Annotated in this window: 22 protein-coding genes and 1 pseudogene; 6 read left to right on the top strand and 17 right to left on the bottom strand. The window is 50.9% G+C overall.

Annotation, left to right across the window (positions count from 1 at the left end):
* Positions 1–143 precede the first annotated feature (143 nt).
* Both LX98_RS09800 and LX98_RS09795 read left to right on the top strand, forming a co-directional pair.
* Positions 144–518, top strand: a complete 375-nt coding sequence (locus LX98_RS09800) for a transcriptional repressor (RefSeq protein WP_496428722.1) — start codon at positions 144–146, stop codon at positions 516–518.
* 1 nt (position 519) lies between these two features.
* A complete protein-coding gene (locus LX98_RS09795; protein WP_496428721.1) occupies positions 520–1,005 on the top strand; it encodes a MerC family mercury resistance protein in 486 nt (161 codons plus the stop codon).
* Between the two features lie 219 nt (positions 1,006–1,224).
* Here LX98_RS09795 and LX98_RS09790 read toward each other — a convergent pair whose 3' ends face one another.
* The 3 genes from LX98_RS09790 to LX98_RS09780 form a co-directional block, all read right to left on the bottom strand.
* Complete coding sequence (locus LX98_RS09790) at positions 1,225–2,301, bottom strand: 3-deoxy-7-phosphoheptulonate synthase (RefSeq protein ID WP_496428720.1); 1,077 nt, start codon at positions 2,299–2,301, stop codon at positions 1,225–1,227.
* 294 nt (positions 2,302–2,595) lie between these two features.
* Positions 2,596–3,255 (bottom strand): PilZ domain-containing protein, encoded by a 660-nt coding sequence (locus LX98_RS09785; RefSeq protein WP_496428719.1) that lies wholly within the window; start codon positions 3,253–3,255, stop codon positions 2,596–2,598.
* Positions 3,256–3,488: 233 nt separating this feature from the next.
* Entirely contained in the window at positions 3,489–3,824 is a 336-nt protein-coding gene (locus LX98_RS09780; protein ID WP_496428718.1) for a flagellar biosynthesis anti-sigma factor FlgM, read from the bottom strand.
* Between the two features lie 153 nt (positions 3,825–3,977).
* On the opposite strand from LX98_RS09780, the gene LX98_RS09775 reads away from it, so the two are divergent.
* The gene (locus LX98_RS09775; RefSeq protein WP_496428717.1) at positions 3,978–4,877 is read left to right on the top strand and encodes a hypothetical protein; all 900 of its coding nucleotides are present in this window, start codon (positions 3,978–3,980) and stop codon (positions 4,875–4,877) included.
* A 45-nt stretch (positions 4,878–4,922) separates the two neighbouring features.
* On the opposite strand, the gene LX98_RS09770 is transcribed toward LX98_RS09775, so the two are convergent.
* A complete protein-coding gene (locus LX98_RS09770) occupies positions 4,923–5,207 on the bottom strand; it encodes a hypothetical protein (protein WP_496428716.1) in 285 nt (94 codons plus the stop codon).
* A 197-nt stretch (positions 5,208–5,404) separates the two neighbouring features.
* The gene (locus LX98_RS09765) at positions 5,405–5,830 is read right to left on the bottom strand and encodes a tetratricopeptide repeat protein (RefSeq protein WP_496428715.1); all 426 of its coding nucleotides are present in this window, start codon (positions 5,828–5,830) and stop codon (positions 5,405–5,407) included.
* Positions 5,831–6,031: 201 nt separating this feature from the next.
* Between LX98_RS09765 and LX98_RS09760 the strand changes: the two genes are divergently transcribed.
* A complete protein-coding gene (locus tag LX98_RS09760; RefSeq protein WP_496428714.1) occupies positions 6,032–7,120 on the top strand; it encodes a hypothetical protein in 1,089 nt (362 codons plus the stop codon).
* A 23-nt stretch (positions 7,121–7,143) separates the two neighbouring features.
* Here the strand turns inward: LX98_RS09760 and LX98_RS09755 are convergent, their stop codons facing one another.
* Positions 7,144–7,671: a hypothetical protein gene (locus tag LX98_RS09755; protein WP_496428713.1), complete on the bottom strand. Its 528-nt coding sequence runs from the start codon at positions 7,669–7,671 to the stop codon at positions 7,144–7,146.
* Between the two features lie 111 nt (positions 7,672–7,782).
* Here LX98_RS09755 and LX98_RS09750 point away from each other — a divergent pair.
* Positions 7,783–7,986: pseudogene (locus LX98_RS09750) on the top strand (DnaJ domain-containing protein); the annotation flags it as partial.
* A 613-nt stretch (positions 7,987–8,599) separates the two neighbouring features.
* Here the strand turns inward: LX98_RS09750 and LX98_RS09745 are convergent.
* Positions 8,600–8,854 (bottom strand): hypothetical protein, encoded by a 255-nt coding sequence (locus LX98_RS09745; RefSeq protein WP_496428712.1) that lies wholly within the window; start codon positions 8,852–8,854, stop codon positions 8,600–8,602.
* 437 nt (positions 8,855–9,291) lie between these two features.
* Entirely contained in the window at positions 9,292–10,080 is a 789-nt protein-coding gene (locus LX98_RS09740; RefSeq protein ID WP_496428711.1) for an enoyl-CoA hydratase-related protein, read from the bottom strand.
* A gap of 257 nt (positions 10,081–10,337) precedes the next feature.
* Between LX98_RS09740 and LX98_RS09735 the strand changes: the two genes are divergently transcribed.
* Entirely contained in the window at positions 10,338–12,314 is a 1,977-nt protein-coding gene (locus LX98_RS09735; RefSeq protein WP_496428710.1) for an acyl-CoA dehydrogenase family protein, read from the top strand.
* Positions 12,315–12,801: 487 nt separating this feature from the next.
* Here LX98_RS09735 and LX98_RS09730 read toward each other — a convergent pair whose 3' ends face one another.
* The 9 genes from LX98_RS09730 to LX98_RS09690 form a co-directional block, all read right to left on the bottom strand.
* On the bottom strand, positions 12,802–14,004 hold the full coding sequence (locus LX98_RS09730; protein WP_496428709.1) for a PrnB family protein: 1,203 nt from the start codon (positions 14,002–14,004) through the stop codon (positions 12,802–12,804).
* 97 nt (positions 14,005–14,101) lie between these two features.
* The gene (locus LX98_RS09725; protein WP_312641070.1) at positions 14,102–14,263 is read right to left on the bottom strand and encodes a hypothetical protein; all 162 of its coding nucleotides are present in this window, start codon (positions 14,261–14,263) and stop codon (positions 14,102–14,104) included.
* A 128-nt stretch (positions 14,264–14,391) separates the two neighbouring features.
* Positions 14,392–15,168 carry a methylmalonyl Co-A mutase-associated GTPase MeaB gene (gene meaB, locus LX98_RS09720; RefSeq protein ID WP_496428708.1) on the bottom strand — a complete coding sequence of 259 codons (777 nt, stop codon included), beginning with the start codon at positions 15,166–15,168 and terminating at the stop codon, positions 14,392–14,394.
* Positions 15,137–15,634 (bottom strand): Zn-ribbon domain-containing OB-fold protein, encoded by a 498-nt coding sequence (locus LX98_RS09715; protein ID WP_312641074.1) that lies wholly within the window; start codon positions 15,632–15,634, stop codon positions 15,137–15,139. The genes meaB and LX98_RS09715 overlap by 32 nt, the downstream gene beginning before the upstream one ends.
* A 7-nt stretch (positions 15,635–15,641) precedes the next feature.
* Positions 15,642–16,925: a thiolase C-terminal domain-containing protein gene (locus LX98_RS09710; protein ID WP_496428707.1), complete on the bottom strand. Its 1,284-nt coding sequence runs from the start codon at positions 16,923–16,925 to the stop codon at positions 15,642–15,644.
* Positions 16,922–17,323 carry a cobalamin-dependent protein gene (locus LX98_RS09705; RefSeq protein WP_496428706.1) on the bottom strand — a complete coding sequence of 134 codons (402 nt, stop codon included), beginning with the start codon at positions 17,321–17,323 and terminating at the stop codon, positions 16,922–16,924. Before LX98_RS09705 ends, LX98_RS09710 begins: the two co-directional genes overlap by 4 nt.
* Positions 17,320–18,174 (bottom strand): MBL fold metallo-hydrolase, encoded by an 855-nt coding sequence (locus LX98_RS09700; RefSeq protein WP_496428705.1) that lies wholly within the window; start codon positions 18,172–18,174, stop codon positions 17,320–17,322. Before LX98_RS09700 ends, LX98_RS09705 begins: the two co-directional genes overlap by 4 nt.
* Before the next feature lie 146 nt (positions 18,175–18,320).
* A complete protein-coding gene (locus tag LX98_RS09695; protein ID WP_496428704.1) occupies positions 18,321–19,985 on the bottom strand; it encodes a methylmalonyl-CoA mutase family protein in 1,665 nt (554 codons plus the stop codon).
* A 23-nt stretch (positions 19,986–20,008) separates the two neighbouring features.
* Positions 20,009–20,872, bottom strand: a complete 864-nt coding sequence (locus LX98_RS09690) for a 3-hydroxyacyl-CoA dehydrogenase NAD-binding domain-containing protein (protein WP_496428703.1) — start codon at positions 20,870–20,872, stop codon at positions 20,009–20,011.
* Between the last annotated feature and the right edge of the window lie 56 nt (positions 20,873–20,928).

The raw sequence follows: 20,928 nt of genomic DNA, 5'->3' as shown, positions 1-20,928 counted from the left end.
GGTTTTTTCTTCGTAATTGACAATCATTTGCCGATATGGTATTTGCAATGGACTTGCAATAAGGTATCGCAAAATTAGGCTTACATCCCTTGTTGAAATTAGAACCTAGCATCAAAAAAGGTCTACGAGCTACAGGGCGACGCATGACCCGTACACGCCAAGCCGTCCTGGCATTATTACAAAGGACTCGCCAACCAATAAGTGCCGCGGAAATTTTTGAACAATTGCACCAGGAAAAAGTGGCGATTGATCTGGTGACCGTGTACCGAACCTTGCATGTGCTGAAAGATTTAGGCCTGGTTCTCCAATTGGACCTTCACCAGGAAGGTCTCGCCAGATATGAACTGAAAGAGGGGCGGGAACATCACCATCATATTCGTTGCCAGATCTGTGGGCAGATTGAGGATTTGTTGTTATGCCCGTTAAAAAAAGTCACAAAATTGATTGAACAACGGACCCAATTTATCGTGGATGATCATACATTGGAATTCACGGGATTGTGTCCACAATGCCAATAAGATGATTAAAACTCTTGGACCGAGGCTTTCAAAAGCCGGCTCTATCGCTTCTCTGGTATGTGCTGTGCACTGTGCGGTGACCCCTTTGGCATTGCTTGCCCTTCCCGTCATAGCTGCACATTCCTGGGATGGTCTTGATGGAGTAATAGGAGCCTTTTGGGCCGATACTACTGAATGGATGTTTTTGGGAGTGATAGCTCTATTGGCAGGCTTTGGATTGTTGGCGACCTATCCTAGGCATCGAGATAGCCGTCCTGCTCTTTTGACTGCTTGCGGACTTGTGGTGTTAATGACCGCTCATCTCCTGATCGAATCAGGCGGTGGGTTAGAGATATTCCTTGATGTGACTGGAGCCTCGATGATCGCACTGGCTGGATTCTGGAATCGCCGGTTATGCCACCATTTAGGCTGTCATACTCATAAGCACACGCATGAAACCAGCAGTTCTAAAATTCAACCCCTTCCTGATTTATCCTCCAATTCTTAAGCCTCAATACCTTTAGCGTGTTTCCCGCAGGCTTCATCTAGTGGAATTTTCTTTGTGAAATCCACGGAATCACGGTGTGTCTTTTTTCTACCGAAACGAGGCCTGTGGGGTACGTAAGGGTTGGAATGAAACGCCCGTTTATAAAATGGGGGCAGGTATCATGGGTAACTAAGGGGAATCATGAAGATTCTCGATACTCGTCAAGGAACCTTAATTTGGTTATGAAGTCAAAATCTTACTTTTAGCCGACTTATCCAAGGCTTCCCCCAAATCATCAAGAAGTTGTTCCGTCTCTTCCCATCCGATGCAGGCATCTGTAATTGATATTCCCCACTCCAAGGGTTTCCCTGCTTCCCATTTTTGATTGCCCGGCTTCAGATTACTCTCAATTAACAAGCCCATGATGGCGAGTTGGCCCTTGGTGAATTGCTTGATAACTGATTGAGCCACGGGAATCTGCCGCGTATGGTCTTTTTCTGAATTGCCATGAGAGCAGTCAACCATTACCGGACGACGAATCTCTTCATTCGTTATGCAACGCACGGCCTCAGAGATATCTTCCGGATTATAATTGACTCGTCCACCGCCACCACGAAGAACAAGGTGTCGGTCCGGATTGCCATTTGTTTTGATTACTGAGGTGAGGCCGTCGGCGTTCACTCCAATGAAACTTTGAGGATGTCGGGCTGCAATCATGGCATTGAGAGCGACTTGGAGACCCCCATCCGTTCCATTTTTGAGGCCAACGGGCATGGATAGGCCACTGGCCATTTCTCTATGGGTTTGGCTTTCGGTGGTGCGTGCGCCAATAGCCGCCCAACTAATTAGGTCGGAAATATACTGGGGCGTGACAGGATCCAGAAATTCCGTAGCGCATGGCAATCCTAGGTTATTGATCCGGAGTAGAATAGAACGGGCCAGTTCAAATCCTCCCCCAATTTCGCAGGAGCCATCTAAATGGGGGTCGTTGATAAGTCCTTTCCAACCCACCGTTGTGCGGGGCTTTTCAAAATAGGTTCGAAGGACAATCAGGGCATGCTCCTGAATTCGATCAGCGACCAGTTTGAGGCGTTCGGCATAGAGAATGGCCGCTTCCGGATCGTGTATCGAACATGGGCCAATTATAACTAACAGGCGATGTGAGTCTCGTCCATGAAGAATATCTCGAATGGCTTGCCGAGATTGGAGAACCATTTGCCCGGTTTTTTCGGGCAAGGGCAAGGAACTCTGCATCTGTTTTGGGGTCGGAAGTGGAGAAATATCGATAATGTTTCTGTTATTGATTGGTTCGGCCATGCGAGACGTCCTGGGTAAAATGAGAGAATATCTGGAATTGCAGAATTACTACCGTAACCAAATTATGCGGGAATTAACAACATTGTAATAAGAAACCCTATATTCAGGCAACTGTCAATGGCAATCTGTCATACGTCAAATAGAACAGGATTGTTGAGAGTGGCTAGGAAAACCATTTAAAAAGGGTGAGATGTGAGGTAGGTGAAATAATTCCCTGGCAATTAAATGGGAAGAAATCAAGAACTCTTATTCTTGGAGCACAATGAGGAAGGAATTTTTAAACTTCAAAGCCCGTCAAGCTGTGGTGTTGATCAAATTAGCTTGTTGAGAGGTATACCACCGCATGACATCTTGGTTGGCGGGGTCTTGAATAGAGGTAAATGAAAATTTGGTGCCAATGATTAAATCCGTCGTGGGGTCAACCCACTCAATCGTTCCGGAAAATTTGGAAAAGTGGCTGAACCCTGGCAAACGACAACTAATGTGGAGATGTGATGAGGAGACGAGTGGCCATGCGGAAGGGGCGACGCGAAACTGGCAACCCGTTGGGGAAAGATTGCTGAGCTGAACAGGTAGCACAGCAAGGATTTTCCCCTTGTCACTGAGGGGTCGAACGGCTCCAGTCATATTGACCGTTAAACGAGGAAATGAGCGAGGGTGTTGACGTGAAACGTTTGGGGGGGCACCTAATCGAATCGTCGGGGGCTGTGTGAGAATTTCTTGAATGACCGTTTCAAATTCATATATGTCCTCATCAATACATGAACGACCTTTACAGGGAATCCCGCATCTGAGACTGCTGAGTGCCGGATCTTTTGGGAGTGCACAAAGGAGGGAGTGATCCGCTCCCAGTCCCAATAAATAGGTTTGGATTAACAATTTCTCAGGTGTGGAGGGAAAGGTCAACCAAATGGAGTTTGAACCTATGGATAGGTGCGGAGATGTCGAATTCATGATTCCCTTTTCGGTTGTGTGAGGCCATGTTACAAGGCCAAATTCCGACCGACAAGATGAGGAGGAGAGAACGGAAAAGGACTGACCTTAATATACAAGAACAGGTTAAAAACTCTAGAATGTTTTTTGAAGGCTTATTGCCCATGGGTGGATCGACACTCCATCGGCTTGGAAGGGGACTAAAGGAAAAGCTCTGCCGTTAAGCGGCAATGAAAACTAATTGTGGTTGGCTGTCAGGGTTCTTCTGGGTGCGGATGAAGGTCTTGAATGAGTGAATCCGCTAATTTTTCAGCAGAGATGACATAGTGCTGTGAATCGATGGCTTTTTGGAAATGTGCGATTTTGTCTTGTCGAACATCCGGAATCTGAGACATTTGTTCGAGGTAAAAAGTAACCTTTCGGCTAGGAGTGGAAGGGGATGTTCTGTCATCTTTGTCAGAGTCTGGAGTTAAAGCGGAAACCTGGTTGCTAACATCGGGAGATGACAAGGCCGTTGCCTTAGGAGGACGCGATGGGGCATCTCCTGATCGGGCATCTCCTGGTGGTGGGATGGAGGAATGTTGATTCATCGGTCGTTAAAAGGTATTCCAGAGTGAAGTGAAATCTTAAATAAATATGTATAGAAGAATCAAATGGCATCATCGTCCCTCTTGGCCGTCTAGTTCTTCCGATGATATCCCTCGTCACCTTGTGAGCGGTTCTCATGGAGGATTGAGATAATAATGGAACATGTTGTGGGCGCACGTATTCATCAATTACAGACCATTGATCCAGGAGAAATCCGGCTGATCCAGTTAGCACTGCCTGAGGAGGTTGAGATAGGCGGAAAACTATATGCTCTCCAAGATACCATGCGTCCAGGAACGGCCTTTCTCGCAAAACCCTGGGGAGACCGGACGGGCAAATATCGAAGACGGATGTATACCCGGTCAAATGCCTCCTTCAACGAGCCACGATTGTTGGAGACGTTCATCAATTATACCCATCTCGACCAGTCTGATACCTCCAGTTGGTGGCAATCGGAAATGGCAACTGACTGGTTTGAGAAAGGAAAGACTGTAGAAGTACGTCTACAAATGGATGAAGAGAAGGGGAGCGTGTTGGTATACGAAAATACCAAGGTATGTAAGGCTACGAATCTTCGCTTGGAAGACGATGGGATATGGGAGGGAATGCGAATGGTCTGTGTGGCCTTCGGCACGGGAATTACACCATTCTTATCGTATGCCCGTTATTTAAAAGCCAAAAATTTTGGTCGAAATGGAGGAAGAGTTGGAACCCACCTGACACTGGTGGCTAGTGTTCGCCATGAGGGGCAGTTAATGCTGCACGAGGAAATGGTTACCCTTGAGCAACAATTCCCCGAACATTTTCGATATCAACCAGTGTTAACTCGATCCTGGCCGATTTCCTGGGGATATCCGAAAGGTCGAATCCAGCGAGTGGTACACTCCGTGTCCGGACACGAGCAAGTCGACATTTCATCGTTTCGAACTATTGTGCCGAATTTAGCCCAATCGCATTTACGGATATGTGGGAGCCTCACGGCCTGCCGGCAGCTCACTCTTGGACTTGAACAAGGCGGGTTGGTTCCGCTGACGCTGCGCACGGAGTCCTGGTAGAAAAAATCCATGCTAAAAGGCAGGGGAATTTGGTTGGGTGATTCCCTATTCCCCTGCGGGCCGTGTAATGGAATCTGGAATCGTCACATTGGGACGGCGTAATAAGCGGATCACGGGGCGACCAAGGAAGGTGTAATGTCCACAGATCAAACAGTGCAAGCTGAGTGTGACAAGAAGTTCCTGTTCCAACTGTTCTAAGTGTACTGTTCGAGACCCACATCGAGAACAACGAGGATACTTGTCGGTGGGGGTCTTTTTGGTCACGGTCTTTTTGGGGGAAGTCTTGCGTGACTTGCCGATTGGTTGGTCCGGCTGTGCTGACTTTTTCATGAATGAATCCTTGGTCAAGGTAAGAGAAGAACTCATTTTGTTATAACCAATTCCTGTGCCAAAATTTCAGAGGAAAAAGTGACAGGAAAGTCCAAAAACGACCTAGAAATAGGAGGAAGGAAGCCGACACTGGGTAAAATTTTCCCGAGGAACAGGGTCAAAAATGCTGTGCTGGAGAGCCGGTGTCCGGCTAAAGTTTATTGGCTGGAAATGGGAGTTGAGGGTCGAGAGAGGATCGCCTCAGAACGAAGGCGGAGATTGGCTGCTTCCGATGGTCGATTCGCTGCTTGTAACATTCGAGCATATCGTTGAAGGATGGCCGCCACGTCTGGGTGGTTCGGGCCATTCGCGGTTTCCTTTAATTTAAGAGCTCGTTCATATTGCGCAGCGGATTTGTCATATTCTTTCCGATCTTCGTAATAGGTGGCCAAACTATATAGACTACTTAAGAGCAGGGGATTTCCCGGTCCTAACCCCTCAGCATGTTTAACCGTGGCCAATAACTGGTTTTCTAACGCAGGGGTGGTTGCCTCTCCGGTTGTTGCCGGAAGCGAGGACCGAGAAGAAGGCGAAGGTGTTCTTGAAGGGGAGGTACATGCGCTGAGTAGGCCAATCAAAAGCATGGTGGTCCAGATCATCCTAAAAATAGATCGTATATTCCGGTTCATAGAACTACACCCTGACCAACGCATCTTCAAAAAATCCTCGAATAGAAAGTTAGAAGTGATTCTATGAACTCTGAACCTGTTCTCGCAAGTGAACTCCCCAGTTTATAATTTATCAAAAACCAATTCATAGTGATTTTGAATGGAGAAAATTACACGATGACGGTCCTGTGGTGTTCGATCTCGGCCCATGGCTTTGGGCATGCCGCGCAATTAATGCCAATTTTGAATGAATTAGGTGGGGCGATTGATGACCTGCATGTGGTTCTACGCACCCAAGTACCTGCCGATTTCTTTCAACGTCATCTCCGGGTGAGTTGGGAGTTGCAGGATGTCCAACAAGATGTGGGATGTGTCCAGCGAGGGCCCTTGGATATTGATGTGGAGGAAACATGGGAGGCCTACACCAAATTTTACACACAGTGGGAGTCCAAGGTTGAGGAGGAAGCTCAGGCCATCCGATTGTCCAAGGCGCGTCTGGTCATTTCCAATATTTCGCCTCTTGCCATAGCCGGCGCAGCTCAAGTGAAGTGCCCGGTGGTGGGAATTGCCTCTCTATCCTGGGATCGGGTGTTAGAGCCATTTGCCCAGGCCGATTCCGGTATTCACCGTTCGATTCTCGAAACCATTCGTAACAGCTATGCGTTGGCAGACTCTCTCATCCGCCTTCATCCGGGTATTGAGATGCCGGCCTTTGGTTCGACGGTTGATGTAGGACCTTCGGCACCCTTGAGGAAACCGAATGGCTATGATCTGCGAAAAGCCTTGGGGGTGGGAGAGCATGAATTGATAGTCCTCATTGCCTTTGGGGGTGTGCCGCTCAACCGTCTTCCGCTTGAGGAGATGGCCGCAATGGCCGGGTTCCACTTTTTAGTAAGCGAACTCCCATCTTTGTCTTCCTATGCCTCGGTGCATCGTGTCGAAGATCTTGCGATGCCATTTGGAGAAATCAGTCAACAGGCGGATATCATCATGACCAAGCCGGGGTATGGTACTGTGATCGCTGCGGTCCAGGATAAGACGGCATTGGTCTACGTCCGTCGACACAATTTCATTGACGAACAGATCCTAGTGGATTATATCCATCGACACGGGCAAGGAATGGAGTTATCCCGTGATGACTTTGAATCGGGCAATTGGGAACCGACTCTTCGAGCTGTGCTTACCGTAGCGGTTCCGTCTGAGGCGCTTCCGTCACCGGGCACGGGTGACGTTGTTCGTCAGTTAAAAACATATTTGTCGTCTTGAAGGGAAACGGGCTGGGGATCTTTTCAAGCACTATCCGGAATCAGAGAGGGATAGGGAGAGACTGTAAGGGCCTCAATCGTATTGAAAACTCGTGATGCATTCAATTCTCGTTCTTTCCAAAATACTCCGATCACTTCCACGGAAAGATCCAGTGAAATTGACGGTGAGCCTTGCGTGCGATCGTGTTGACCAAAGATGACAATGGATTGTTCCCCCTCGGCCAGACGAAAGACAAAGCGTATGGCTAACCTTGAGTCATCAAGGTGCATTTCCGGTTGAGTGATTACTCCACGAACGGCCACGAGTTGTTGATGATAGGAATCCGGTTGACTCAGCAGCATGGCAATGGAGACGGGTTCGGGTGATGTGGTAAAAGTGGAGGAGGGGAGGCGAGACGAAAGGTGCCAAAAAAGCCTGGGCGTGGGTGGTGCCCAGGCAACTCCCTCATGGGAAGCTTTCAAGGGAAATACCGGTTGATGCGTAATGTCCGTCCCAACAAACATGAGAGCATTCCATGCTCCAATCAACAGAACTTTTGAAAAAACGGTCATGAAGGAAACGCTGTTTGTTAAAAATAATATTCAGGGACCAGTGACCGTGGATATTCGCCAAAGCTGCGCAAATAACCAGGGCAAGAATTTTCTTCTGTAAGGAACATGTCAATGCCAGTCGTCGATTATTATGCGGTTCTCGGTGTTGTTCTTCAAGCATCGCAAGATGAGATAAAAAAAGCCTATCGCGCATTGGCCCTTCAATATCATCCTGACCGCAATCGAGGGAATCGTCAGGCTGAACAAAAAATTCGTGAAGTCAATGCCGCCTATGAAATCTTGGGTGATCCGGATGCCAGAAAAACGTATGATCGAATGCGTTTGGGTTATGTCGAGCCGATGGTGCACCGACGGGATAGGGATCCGGATCCCGAGCCGGAAGAATCCATTTCTCCCTCAGTGGTCCTGCAACGAATGGAAGAAACCCTTCGAGAGGAATCCCGCAAGCAACTGTTTATGGTCTTGATACGCAATACACAAAGAATTAAAGAAGAATTAGGCATTATTCGGGAACGGGTCATTCGTGCCCAGGGGTATGATACCTTTCTGGAGAAAATCGTCATGCAGCGAGGCCAGGAAGTATTAGATGAACTCGTGTCCGTGGAGCTCAAACAGCGCCGAGAGCGACTCGTAGATGTAGCCGTAGAGATGGTGTGCTCGGCCGTTCCAGGTTCGTTTCGAGGCGAAGAGCAAATGGATCAGGTACGACGAAGTTTAGGACAGGCGTATCAGGAAGGATGGATCCAAGGATACGAACAAGCTTGTGAACTCCTTTACGAGCGCCGGTAATCAGGACGGATACATTGAGAACAACACAAATGGAAGTGGATAAGGGAAATGATCAACAATGAGGAGGCAAACCTTACTCAGAATTCGATGCCAGCAAATGGGATGCCCCATTTGCCGGATTATCGCCATTTTACAACCTTCAGCGATCAAAGGGAGAAGAGGGTTGCTGGAAGGAATTGCCTTTTGAGGCGTGATGCCTTGATGTGGACAATGCCTGAGCCTCCTTCGACAAGGTCACCTGGTCCTGGATAGGAGAGGGGACACCTCGTTCCCGATGGCTTTTGGCTTTGCCACTCTCCTCATCGGAACTCACGGCGGTCACCTGTTTTCGTGAATGATCTCCCGATGATGCGGGTTGCAGAAATTGAATAGCTCCTATTTCCGGTAAAGTCATGGCCAGTACTCCTTTGCTCTCCTGAATGAGTTTGAGACTATCCTTACAATCTCTGTATCGGTTTGTGCTCATAATGCTTGCGGCGAGGGAATGGGTGGATTTAATCAAATGACACAGAATGTGAACTATTTGCCAAAAAGGACAAGGAATCAATTGGGACGCTCACAACGCCAATGACAAGTGAATGGGCTATAGAAGAGCAACAGGCATGTCAAAACAACGGTGTGATTGGGCTATCTTTGAAGTCGAGCGGTACAAAGGAAGGGTCAGTTTAATTGATCGTGTGCCTCCCTTTCATGAAATCCACGAGTCTCTCACTACCTCCCGATTATTGTGTATTTAGGGAAAATGGGTGTTTGCCTTTAGCAGGAATCTTTCAAAACCAACTGATCTATCCCTCTTCGTTTCCTGACAGATTCGCTAAAACACTTGGGGGATCAGAAATCCTTGAAATGCGGAGTGCGCTTTTCTAGAAAGGCCGCCAGCCCTTCTTGTTTATCTTCGGATTCGCAAAGGTCTCCAAACAAGGTTGCTTCTAGCAGCAATCCCTCGCAAAGTTTCAAATCCGATCCCATTTGAATGGCCTGAAGGGCTGCTCGAACAGCACTTTGACTTTTTGAGGCAATCCGACTGGCGAGTCCGATAGCCTGCGGCATCAAATCTTTATCAGAGAAAACCCCAGATATCAGTCCACATGTTTTGCCATCCTCTGCCGAGAGAGAATCCCCGGTCAGAATCATTTCAGTAGCTTTCGATTGGCCGATGAGACGGAGCAGGCGTTGGGTCCCGCCGAACCCAGGGATCAGACCAAGATTAACCTCCGGAAGCCCGAGTTGAATTCCTTCAGCAGCTAATCGGATATGACAACACAATGCCAATTCCAAGCCACCGCCGAGGCAGATACCATTGATGGCTGCGATAATGGGTTTCGGCGAAGCCGCAATTTTATTTAAAATTCTTTGGCCGGTGAGAGCCAGTTTTTTGCCTTTTTGCCTGGACCCGATTTCTGCCAACATCCGGATATCGGCCCCTGCAATGAAAAACCGCCCTGTTCCGGTGATGATGATGACCTTGACTCGATCATTATTGGCCAGATCGTCCAGGGTTGATTCGAGTTCACTAATCCCTTGGGGTGAAAGCACATTTGCGGGAGGATGGTTGATCGTCACCGTCGCGACATGATCTGCCAGCTGTTCGGTGAGCCATATGCGAGGAAGTGCGCTCATGGTCTTGTCTCCTCTGGAGAGTCGTGCATCCTTGGCCTGCATGCCCTAGCCGAAGCCTTGGGCCATACTTTAATAATATAACTTTATCCTAGCATAATGATAGAATATTATGAGTTCAATATCCTTGCTTGCGGACTGTAAAAAAGGAATTCTTTAAAAGACCATCTGGCTGAAAAACCTATCGAGTATCCTGAGAGAATTCTAGAGTTAGATGTAAAACTGGTTTCCCCCAGAATTCACAGTAAGGAGGTCCGGACATGTCACAACTGTTCAAAGGCATGGAGCGAATAGAAGAAGCGCGCCAGGAAAAGGCCGGAGAGAGTTTTATGGCGGGCCTGTATATGGGAAATCCGGACTTCAATCTGCTGTTTCCGCCGGAAGAGCCAGAAGAGGAAAAGCAAATCGGCGAAGAATATTGCCAGAAAATTGAAAATTTTCTAAAGCAGCATGTGGATCCGGACAACATCGAACGAACCGCTAAAATCCCGGAGCATGTGATCAAGGGCCTGCTGGACCTTGGGGCATTCGGGATGAAAATACCCAAAGAATATGGCGGGCTGGGATTTTCGTATACGAACTATGGGCGGGTGCTGATGCTGATGGCCAGCTGGAGCAATATCCTGGCCCTTACCGTTGCGGTGCCACAGTCCATCGGTATTGCCATGCCGATTCTTCTATTTGGAAACGAGGATCAGAAAAAGGCATTTCTTCCCCGAGTCGCGAGAAAGGAAATCTCGGCTTTTGCGCTCACGGAACCCGACACTGGATCGGATGCGGCCAATATTCAAACGAATGCCGTCCTCAATACCTTGGGCACACATTTTGTGGTCAACGGCGAAAAACTCTGGTGCACGAATGGCTCCCTCGCCAGCCTGATAACACTGGTGGCCCGCGTGCCGGCAAAACGGATATTCCTGGACGGAAAGACCAAATGGGTCCCCGTACCCGAAGGAAAGGGGGCAGAGGCTTCCATACACACGGCGTTCATCCTGGACATGGCCAGCCCGGGTGTGAAGATTCAACAGCGATGTCAATTTGAAGGGTGCCGGGGTATAGAAAACGCCCATATGACATTCACCGACGTGCAAATTTCAGTGGATAATCTCATTGGAGAAATCGGGAAAGGACTGAAATACGCGTTGACCATCCTGAACGTCGGCCGGGCCATCAGTATTCCGGCTTTGTGTTTAGGAATGGCCAAACAGGCCTGGCAACCCACGTTGGATCGGGCAAATTCACGTGTCACTTTTCAGCAGCCGCTAAGCCGGCGGCAAACCCAAATGAGGCGCGTAGGACAGATGGCTGCGGATCTTTTTTCCATGGAGGCCCTGTCCTGGCTGGTGTGGCGTATGGCCGATCAACATGCATATGACATTCGAATTGAAGCCGCCATTGCCAAAATCGCGTGTTCGGAAAAGGCGATTAATTTTCTCAAAGGTGCGCAAACAATCTTTGGAGGGATGGGATACGAAAAGGCTGATTCCAAGCGGGTTCGGGGGGAGCCCGCCTTCGGGATTGAACAATTGGTTCGGGATATCGAAATGTACCGTATCGGGGAGGGAGCCACGGATATTCTGCGACCCTTTGTGGCCCGTGAGGCCCTGAACCCGCATTTGGAGCAAGCTAGGAATTATCTGGATGCAAAAGGCAAAGCCCTTGAACGTATCCGGGAAGGGGTGCAGGTCGCGCAATGGTATTTTCCCCGGTACCTTGACCTGTGGAAACGGAAACCACTTCCTTCCCGTCCACCGATAGATCATCCCAAAGTCCGCAAGCACTTCACATATGTCGAACGGGCGAGCCGCCGTCTGGCCAGAGCCATTTTCTACATTCTGGCGATTCACCAGGAAGGGATTCGTGAGGACCAGGGCAGGCAAAATAGGATTGAGTCAGTCGGGGAAGATATGTTGATCATTGCGGCCACGGCGTTATGGGCTGAACGGCAGTATAACCGGGAGGGGGATCCCCGGGTCTGGGACTTGTCGGATGAAGTATTTCATGCCGCTCGTGAGCGGATTGACCGGATGATTCCGGGAATTATTCATAATGATGATCCCGTCGCCGCATCGGTCGGAAAGCGGGCGTTCCTGGGGCAATATCCATTTCTAAATCACGGCATTATTCAACGGGGACTTACCGATTACCTGTCTCCAGAGCCGGGGGCCGTTCGGCCAGAGAAGGACGCTTATCACGAGCAATCCTCAGAAAAAACCGTTCTCACTCCCCATGCCTGATCGCCTGTAGGCGGAAGTGAGAGACAAGGGGTGGGCCGGAGCACTCCTCACGAATCCCTAAACCATCATGCCATCCACAACGGCGATGCCGCTTCTTTGTTTTAACTTATTCCTTGCAGTAGTCGTTGGCTGGAGGATTAAGTACCTCCTGCCATTCATCGCCGCTCCTTTCGAATCATACTGAAAGAAGGGTTCCTCGTTCTTTCATGTGTGTAATTGAAAGATCTGTTTTCCTGGTCCGACGCCTGCCGTCTGGCCCAAAGGAGGGATGCTCTTATTGGCTGGCGGGCCTTGTTTGAGCGGAGCGAGTTGGTCCGCCCTCCTTAGGTTGGCATCCGTCCGCTCCAATGAGGCCAGGCGGGGCGTCAATGGTTTTGGGCCCTTTTGCCGAAACAAAAGGACCTCGGCTGCCGGGCCGAAACCCGCCACGTGCATTTTTTCGCTTCCAACAACGGGAAATTTTATTGAAATGACTTCACACGCTGGATCACTGCCCAATTAACTTGGTTTCATCCAGATGTTTCTTCAGGTATTCCATAAACGGGGTGCCGCCGGTGCCTACCGAGGTGGGATTGCTGGATTGTTTCTCGCTTTGCTGATGAATATAGGTTGCGGCATAGTCCAGATGTGTGGCTCGAAATCGTGCCAGAAGTTGGACGCATTCGTGATAGGCATGCCATAAGTCGGGCTTGTTGGATTTGTGATCCATAATATATCCGGGCAGCAAGGGACGGCCGGCATGGTCCTGCTGATGTTCCAACCTTTCGAGAAAGGCGCGGTGGGCCGGCGGCATGTACTGGCGCATTTCGGCGAGAAATACGGTTAAGGGATCTTCCGCGTGCGTGATGCCCAGTGCGGCATCAAGCGAAGGAATAATCGTGCTTTGAGCTCCGGTTTCTCCTCGGAAATATTGCGGTTCCTCCCGGTACTCTTCCACACCCCCATACACGATTCCATTGGGAAGGGCCGGATTGTTTTTCCACCCGTGAATAAACGGTCTTACACGGTGGTAATAAATATAGGGATCACATCGCTCGGGCATGCGATCCAGCGTCTGGCACATGCCTTCCAGTGTTGACGCCAATACCGATAATTCCTTCGTTACTTCATCGGCGTGATCCCGTTCCGCGGCTTCCTGCGCGCGAAGAATGGCGGCCATGGCTGGTCCCGCTTTCGCTTCAATGTCTACGTGGACAGCCACGAACCATTCTTCATCCAAGCCACCCAAAAAATTTTGCAACAACACGATATTATCGAGTTGGATCGGGCGGTCCGGGTCGAGACGGCGCCAGTTGTCCAGGGCGTAGGAGGCATAGGAAAGAACCGGAGGCCGGCCTAACCTGCGTGATATCTCACACCAGGGCACGGCCAGGTTGGCCGGAAGACGATCGAGTGGTTGATTCGGATTTTCCCAAATGTAGCCATGCGCAGCAAAGGAAAGGATGCGATTTGCGTATCGGTAGGTGGCGACGGTCCAGTCGTCCTTCTTACCGGGAATGAGGTCTTGCATTCTGTTGATGGTGTTCCGGAGTTGGCGGGCCGCCAGCAGCTTAGGTAGTTGTTGCCCCAGCCATTCCAGATCAGGGCAGAGTGAGCAGGAAGAAAGAGGGTCGGGAACAGACAAAAATCCGCGCTCCTCTGACATCTCAAAATGGGATAACGAATGTCGTTGAAGTGGTGCAGGTTGCATGAGAGTTAATTGTTAAGTCGCCGGGTTTCGGCCCGGCAGCCGAGGTCCTTTTGTTTTGGCAAAAGGACCCAAAACCATTGACGCCCCACCTGGCTCATCAGATTGGACGGACGCGACGACTAGGAGGGCGGGCCAACTCGCTGGGCTCAGACAAGGCCCGCCGATTGATTCCAGCGTCCGCCCAGAGGCCAGGTAGCAGGCGTCCTACCTCTAAAGGAACCAGGAGCGGGGTAGCCAATAGAGCAGTCAACCAGGTCATTCCTCTCTCCTGTCTTTCGCCTACCAAAAGAGTTTGAACCTAACGAACGCGTAACCCATTCTCCTACCCACAGAAAAACCAGAAGAACCCTTTTTAATTTAGATCCCCGCAGCAGGGAATATGCACATTCAACCGGAAACGGGTGTCTCAACTTCAAGGGACTGTTGGTGGCGGGTTATGGCCTCCACCAGCGATGGAATGCCTTCTCCGGTCGTGGCGGTCACCAGCAACACCTCTGGCACCCATTCCCGCAACGACTGAAGGGTTTCGTGGGCTCCCTGATGATCGGCCTTATTGACGACGACGATATGGGCAATCTCAAAAATCCCGGCCTTCATGGCCTGCACGTCATCGCCAAGACCGGGAGCGACGACGTCTACCACTGTTTGGGCTACCTGGGCAATTTCACCTTCTTCTTGTCCCATCCCGATGGTTTCAATCAGCACGACATCATACCCGGCGGCGTCGAGCACATGAATGGCGTCCTGTGTCGCCAGGGCCAGGCCACCCCGGTGTCCTCTCGTGCCCATGCTCCGGATGTAGACACGCTCATCCAACGAATGGTGCTGCATGCGAATTCGATCTCCCAGAATGGCGCCGCCGGTTAATGAGCTGCTGATATCCACGGCCAGCACGCCGACCTTTTTCCCTTGTGACCGGTACGCCGTAATCAATTGGTCGATCACGGTACTTTTTCCTGCGCCGGGATATCCGGTGACCCCGATGGTGCTTGCATGGCCGGGGAAAGGCTCTAGCCCCTCCAGGACCGCTGTTCTTTCCGGCCCATTCATTTCCAGTAACGTGATGGCGCGGGATATTGCCCGGATGTTTCCCGTTCGGACTTCCTTGAGTAAGGAAGGAATCGTGGGAAATTCATGTACGGTCAAGGGGTTCGAACCAGACATCGGTCACCTTGTAAGTGGGGGTGTCGGAGAATTGTGGACGAATCGGGAGTCCAATGTGAATCTCTTCCGGTGGCACGCCTTTGAGCCGGGAGAGAAAAAGCGTATTCACCTGATCAAATTCCACCAACACCAACAGAAAGGGGGTTTCTTTCAGAAAACTCTCCCCGCCGTAATAGCAGACCGTGAAGGTATGCACGCGTCCGGTTGGTGGAAGTGCTTCCCACGTCGTGGGCGCCCCGCATTCCATGCAATGTGCCCGTGGTGTCGCATACATATACTGGCACCCCGTACATCGCGATCCCAGCAAGCGGCCTTGACTCAAACCCACAAAGAAGGGGGAATCCTGGGCATAACTATGCCGGTAGTCGATTTCGTAGTGGTCCTGGATGATCAACGGGGCGCCTTCCGGTAGATTCGTCTCCTGGCGTTTCTCCATGGGTTTGCCGGTTGTTTCAGAGTGTTTCATGGTGTGGTTATGTCCTCTCCAAGATCGACACTGTGATATAGGTCCCGGTGCCCGCATGACTATGGATGAGTCCACGTCGGGGATCGCGAAGTTGTAATGCCGGACTGCCTAAATGCTTCTCGATCGTGCCTTGCAGTTGCCAAAACGCAAAGACGGCCTGCATCAGACCTGTGGCTCCGACCGGATGGCCGCAGGCCAACAGTCCCCCGGATGGATTCACGGGGAATCGCCCTTGATCCGGTAACGGCAAGTCATACTCAATCCCCGGCATGAACGGGATACCCTTTTCAATAAAACTGCCGCCTTCCCCATATTTACACAACCCCAGGTCTTCATAGGTTTGAATTTCAGAGGAGGTATACGCATCGTGAAGTTCGACAAAGCTTAAATCTTCCAATGGATTCCGGATGCCGGCCATTTCGTAGGCCAGTTTTGCCGCCATTCGACCACCGCGAAAGGAATGCACCCCGGGGTATTTGAGCCGGGCATAATCGGATTCCTGCTCGTGCGGAAGCAGCGGAACTTTTCCATGCGGCCGGTCAGCCATGCGCATGGCATCTGACCCTGATCCTATGCCGGTGATGTGCACCGGCCGGTCACAGACCTGTTCCGCAATGTTTTCGTCAGTCAGAATGCATACGGCTGCTCCATCGGACATGGTGCAGATATCTTCCATGGTCAATGGGGTGGCTACCATGGGAGATTCCCGAACCTGTTTGACGGTGAGACGTTTTGCCTTCTGCGCATAGGGATTGTACAGGGCATTCAGATGATTTTTGACGGAGACCATAGCCATCTGTTCAACCGTGGTGCCAAATTCATGCATATGGCGATTGACCATCATGGCATAGTACCCGCTGTAAAACCCGCCGACCGGAAAGTCGAAATTCGTATCGGAAGCCAACGCAATAAATTCGTTGCCCTTCCAGGTGTTGACCCGGGACATGGTTTCAAAACCATACGCCACACAGCAATGCATTCGTCCGGAGGCGATCGCTTCCCAGGCCGATTGAAAACACAGGCCTCCCGTGGCTCCGCCCCCTTCGACCCGTTTTGACGGTTTAGGGCACAGTCCCAGGTAATCGTGTGCCATGCTGGCGGCTTTGAGCTGTCGGGTGAAATGATCTGAAAAATAGGAGCCGACCCCGCCATCAATCATGTCTTTCGATAAGCCGGGTACGTCCTGGAGGGCGGCATCATAGGCTTCTTTGACCATCAGACGGAAATCTTTATCCGGATGGGCTTTGGCGAATTTTGTGATCCCACCACTGATCATATAGACCGGTCTCATCGGGGCAGTCCTTTTACGAATTCCACAATGCATGACATCGAGGTGCCGGGAGGGAACAGGGCCCGCACACCGTTTTCCATCAGAGGGCCGACATCATCAGAGGGGATAATGCCTCCACCGAAGACGACGATATCCTCGGCATCATGCGTTTTTAGTAAATCCAGTACCCGTGGAAACAGAGAGGAATGGGCACCGGAATGAATGCTGAGGCCTATCGCGTTCACGTCTTCTTGAATGGCGATATTGACGACCTGCTCGGGGGTTTGATGTAACCCGGTATAAATGACCTCCACGCCGGAGTCTCGTAGGGCTCGTGCCACCAGTTTCACGCCGCGATCGTGGCCATCCAAACCAACCTTTCCGATCAGGACTCGAATGGGCGTCGTCGCTGTGGTCATGCTGTTCTCGCTTCCTCTGCAGGTTTCAAGAAGTATTTGCCTTCCGTGTCTTTGTGGACGTACCCCATTTCGATCCGGGGGTCATGTTCGAAAATCAGGAGCCATCCTTCTTCGTAGGCTTGATCAAGAATCCATCGTTTGGTTTCCAGCGTCTGTAGCGGAAAGAGGTCATAGCCCATAATGTAGGGGAGGGGCAGGTGAGAGACCGTGGGAATACAATCCCCTAAAAAGAAGGCCGTGTGTCCTTCGGATTCAATCTTAATGCTTTGGTGGTATTTGGTATGACCTGGAGTGATCACCATTGAGACACCGGGCAGCCACTCGGTCGTGCCTGTGACAAACTCACATTGATGATGTTCCAGAATAGGAATGAAATTTTCCTGACGGTAACTGGTCTTGGTCCGTTCGTTCGCCTTGATGGCATCCTCAAATTCTCCGCGTTGCACCAGATAGCGGGCCATCGGAAACGTCGGGATCGTCTGTCCTTTTTCATTACACCGCGTGTTGCCTCCGGCATGATCGAAATGGAGATGGGTATTGATCACGATATCGATATCCTTCGGGGCAAGGCGGAAGTGGTGTAAGGCATCATGAAGGGAGGAGGATTGATCCACGGCAAACATTCGATGAAATTTTTTGTCCTGTTTTGAGCCCAGTCCCGTATCGACGAGGATGTTCTTCCCATGTGCCTGGATCAGCAGACAGGTCAAGCTGAGCGGGATGCGGTGGTGATCGTCGGCCGGACAACATTTCTCCCAGAGCACCCTGGGGACCACCCCGAACATCGCTCCGCCGTCAAGCCGGAACCGGCCGTCTGTCACAGGATAAATGTTAAATTGTCCAAGTTTCACAGGATTGGTCCCTTCTGTTTTGAGAAAAGGGTTATTCGGCTACAGGAACATTGGTGAAATCTGTATGCCGGTTTGCTCTGTTACCTCCTTACCAATTGAGTCATGAAGGCCAACATGCCTTATGGTCCCCAAACTGCGACCACAGTTCATAGCACCACCGATTCACGATAGGTTCCGAAGACTCCCTTTAAGGCTCCACACATTTCTCCCAATGTGGCCTTGGCTTTGACCGCGTGCATCAGGTGGGGCAACAGATTTTCGGCGGATTGCGCAAACAATTGAATTTCATGAAGCGCTTCACCCACTTTCTTGGGATCCCGTTTGGCGCGAAACGAACGTAATCGTTCCAGCTGATACTGTTCGGCTTCCTCCCTGATTCGCAGGGTGGGAATGGTGTGCTCCGACTCAACGTACTCATTGACGCCGACGATGATGCGTTCTTTCCGGTCGATTTCTTCCTGGTAGTGCTGGGATGCCTCCAGAATTTCTTGTTGTGGGAACCCCCGTTCGATGGCGGCCAACATGCCACCCATGGCATCCAGCTTGCGAAAGTATTCGCGGGCACTTTCTTCCATCCGGTTGGTGAGGTGTTCAATAAAATAGGAACCGGCCAGAGGATCAACCGTGTTGGTGACCCCGCTTTCATGAGCAATGATCTGTTGGGTCCGTAAGGCCAGCGTTACGGCCTCCTGAGTGGGCAGAGACAGCGTCTCATCCATGGAATTGGTATGGAGCGATTGAGTGCCGCCGAGCACAGCTGCCAGAGCCTGAAGGGTTGTGCGCACCACATTGTTCATGGGTTGCTGGGCCATGAGGGAACAGCCTGCTGTCTGGGCATGGCAGCGGAGCTGAAGCGAGCGTGGATTGTTGGGGTGGTATCGGTCTTTCATTTCCTGCGCCCACAAGCGTCGTGCAGCACGAAACTTGGCAATTTCCTCGAAAAAGTCGTTATGCGAATTAAAGAAAAAGGACAGTTGTGGAGCAAAGGCGTCGATCGGCAATCCTGCCTGAACGGCGGCATCGACATAGGTCAGCCCGTCATACAAGGTAAAGGCCAATTCCTGCACGGCGGTGGATCCTGCTTCCCGGATGTGATACCCGCTGATGCTGATGGGATGCCATTTCGGTACGTGTTCACTGCAGTAGCCGATGGTGTCCGTGATCAATCGCATGTGGGGAGCAGGCGGAAACAACCATTCTTTTTGTGCGATATATTCTTTGAGAATATCGTTTTGAAGCGTGCCATTGAGCCGATTCAGCGGAATGCCTTGCCGTTCAGCCAGAGTGAGATACATGGCGAATATCACCGCGGCCGGGCCATTAATCGTCATGGAAACCGATACCCGATCCAAAGGGATTCCGTCGAAGAGTGTGGCCATATCTTCCAGTGACGAGACCGCGACTCCACAATAGCCTACTTCCCCAACTGCCTGCGGATCATCAGAATCCAGCCCCATGAGGGTCGGCATATCAAACGCGACGCTAAGACCGGTTTGTCCCTGATCCAGGAGATATTTGAAACGGGCGTTGGTGTCCAGAGCTGTCCCGAATCCCGCGAATTGGCGCATCGTCCATAGCCGACTGCGGTACATCGTCGGATGAATGCCACGTGTGTAGGGAAAGTCTCCAGGAAGCCCGAGGTCACGTTCAGGATCCCAATCTTTGAGGTCTTCCTGCGTATACCGATCGGCAATCGGCAGTCCGGACAAAGAAGTACACGGCGTCTTCCTGTCCTGAGGATGGTGAGAGGCCGGACGTTCCTCAGCCGAACCCTTTTGCTGAACCATCGGTGAATCGTGAGCAATCTTCATAGCGTCATATCCTGACAAGGGGATCAAGGTTGATAGGTGTAAAATCCTCTTCCTGATTTTCGACCCAACCAACCCGCCTCAACATATTTCCGAAGAAGCGGACACGGGCGAAACTTTTGATCCCCAAATTCCTGAAATAAAATTTCGCAAATGTTGAGCACGGTATCCAAACCGATCCGATCGGCTAACGCCAGTGGCCCTACGGGATGGTTGGTGCCATGAGTCATGGCCTTGTCGATCATGTCCGCAGTGGCAAGGCCTTCGGCTAATGCAAAAATGGCTTCATTGACCATCGGCATGAGCAGGCGATTAACGATGAAACCTGGAGAATCCTTGGATTCCACCACAATTTTTCCCATGCGGTCGGCAAGTCCGGCGAGAAGAGAGATGGTTTCATCGCTGGTTCGCAAACCTCGAATGAGTTCCACCAATTTCATGACCGGGACCGGATTCATAAAATGCATGCCGGCTACCTGAGCATCCCGCCCCGACATAGCCCCTAATTTTGTGATGGATATCGAGGAGGTATTGCTGGCCAGGATCACATCCGGTTTGCAGATTGTGCCAAGCTGCCGGAACAGCTCGCATTTCATTTCAAAATATTCGGGGGCGGCTTCAAGGATCAGGTGACGATCAGACATGTCCCCGAGGGATTGGGTGGTCCGGATTCGTTTTAAGGCCGCTTCGCCTTCCGAAGCCGGGATGGTGCCATCCTGAATTTGTTTGTCGAATCCCTTGTGAATGCGTTCAAGAGCGGCTTCCAGGGATCCGGTGTGGATATCGTAGAGGAAAACCTCACAGCCTGCGAGCGCAGATACGAACGCAATGCCCGCACCCATTTGGCCGGCTCCTACGACACCCATGGTTTCTATGGCCTGTGATGGCATGTGCGCGTCTCCTCCAGTCAAAACAGAAACGTGAGCAGGGCCGCCAATATCATGAG

The organism is Nitrospira marina (assembly GCF_059568365.1).
The sequence above is the reverse complement of the archived record's forward strand: the minus strand, read 5'-3'. Positions and strand labels throughout refer to the sequence as shown.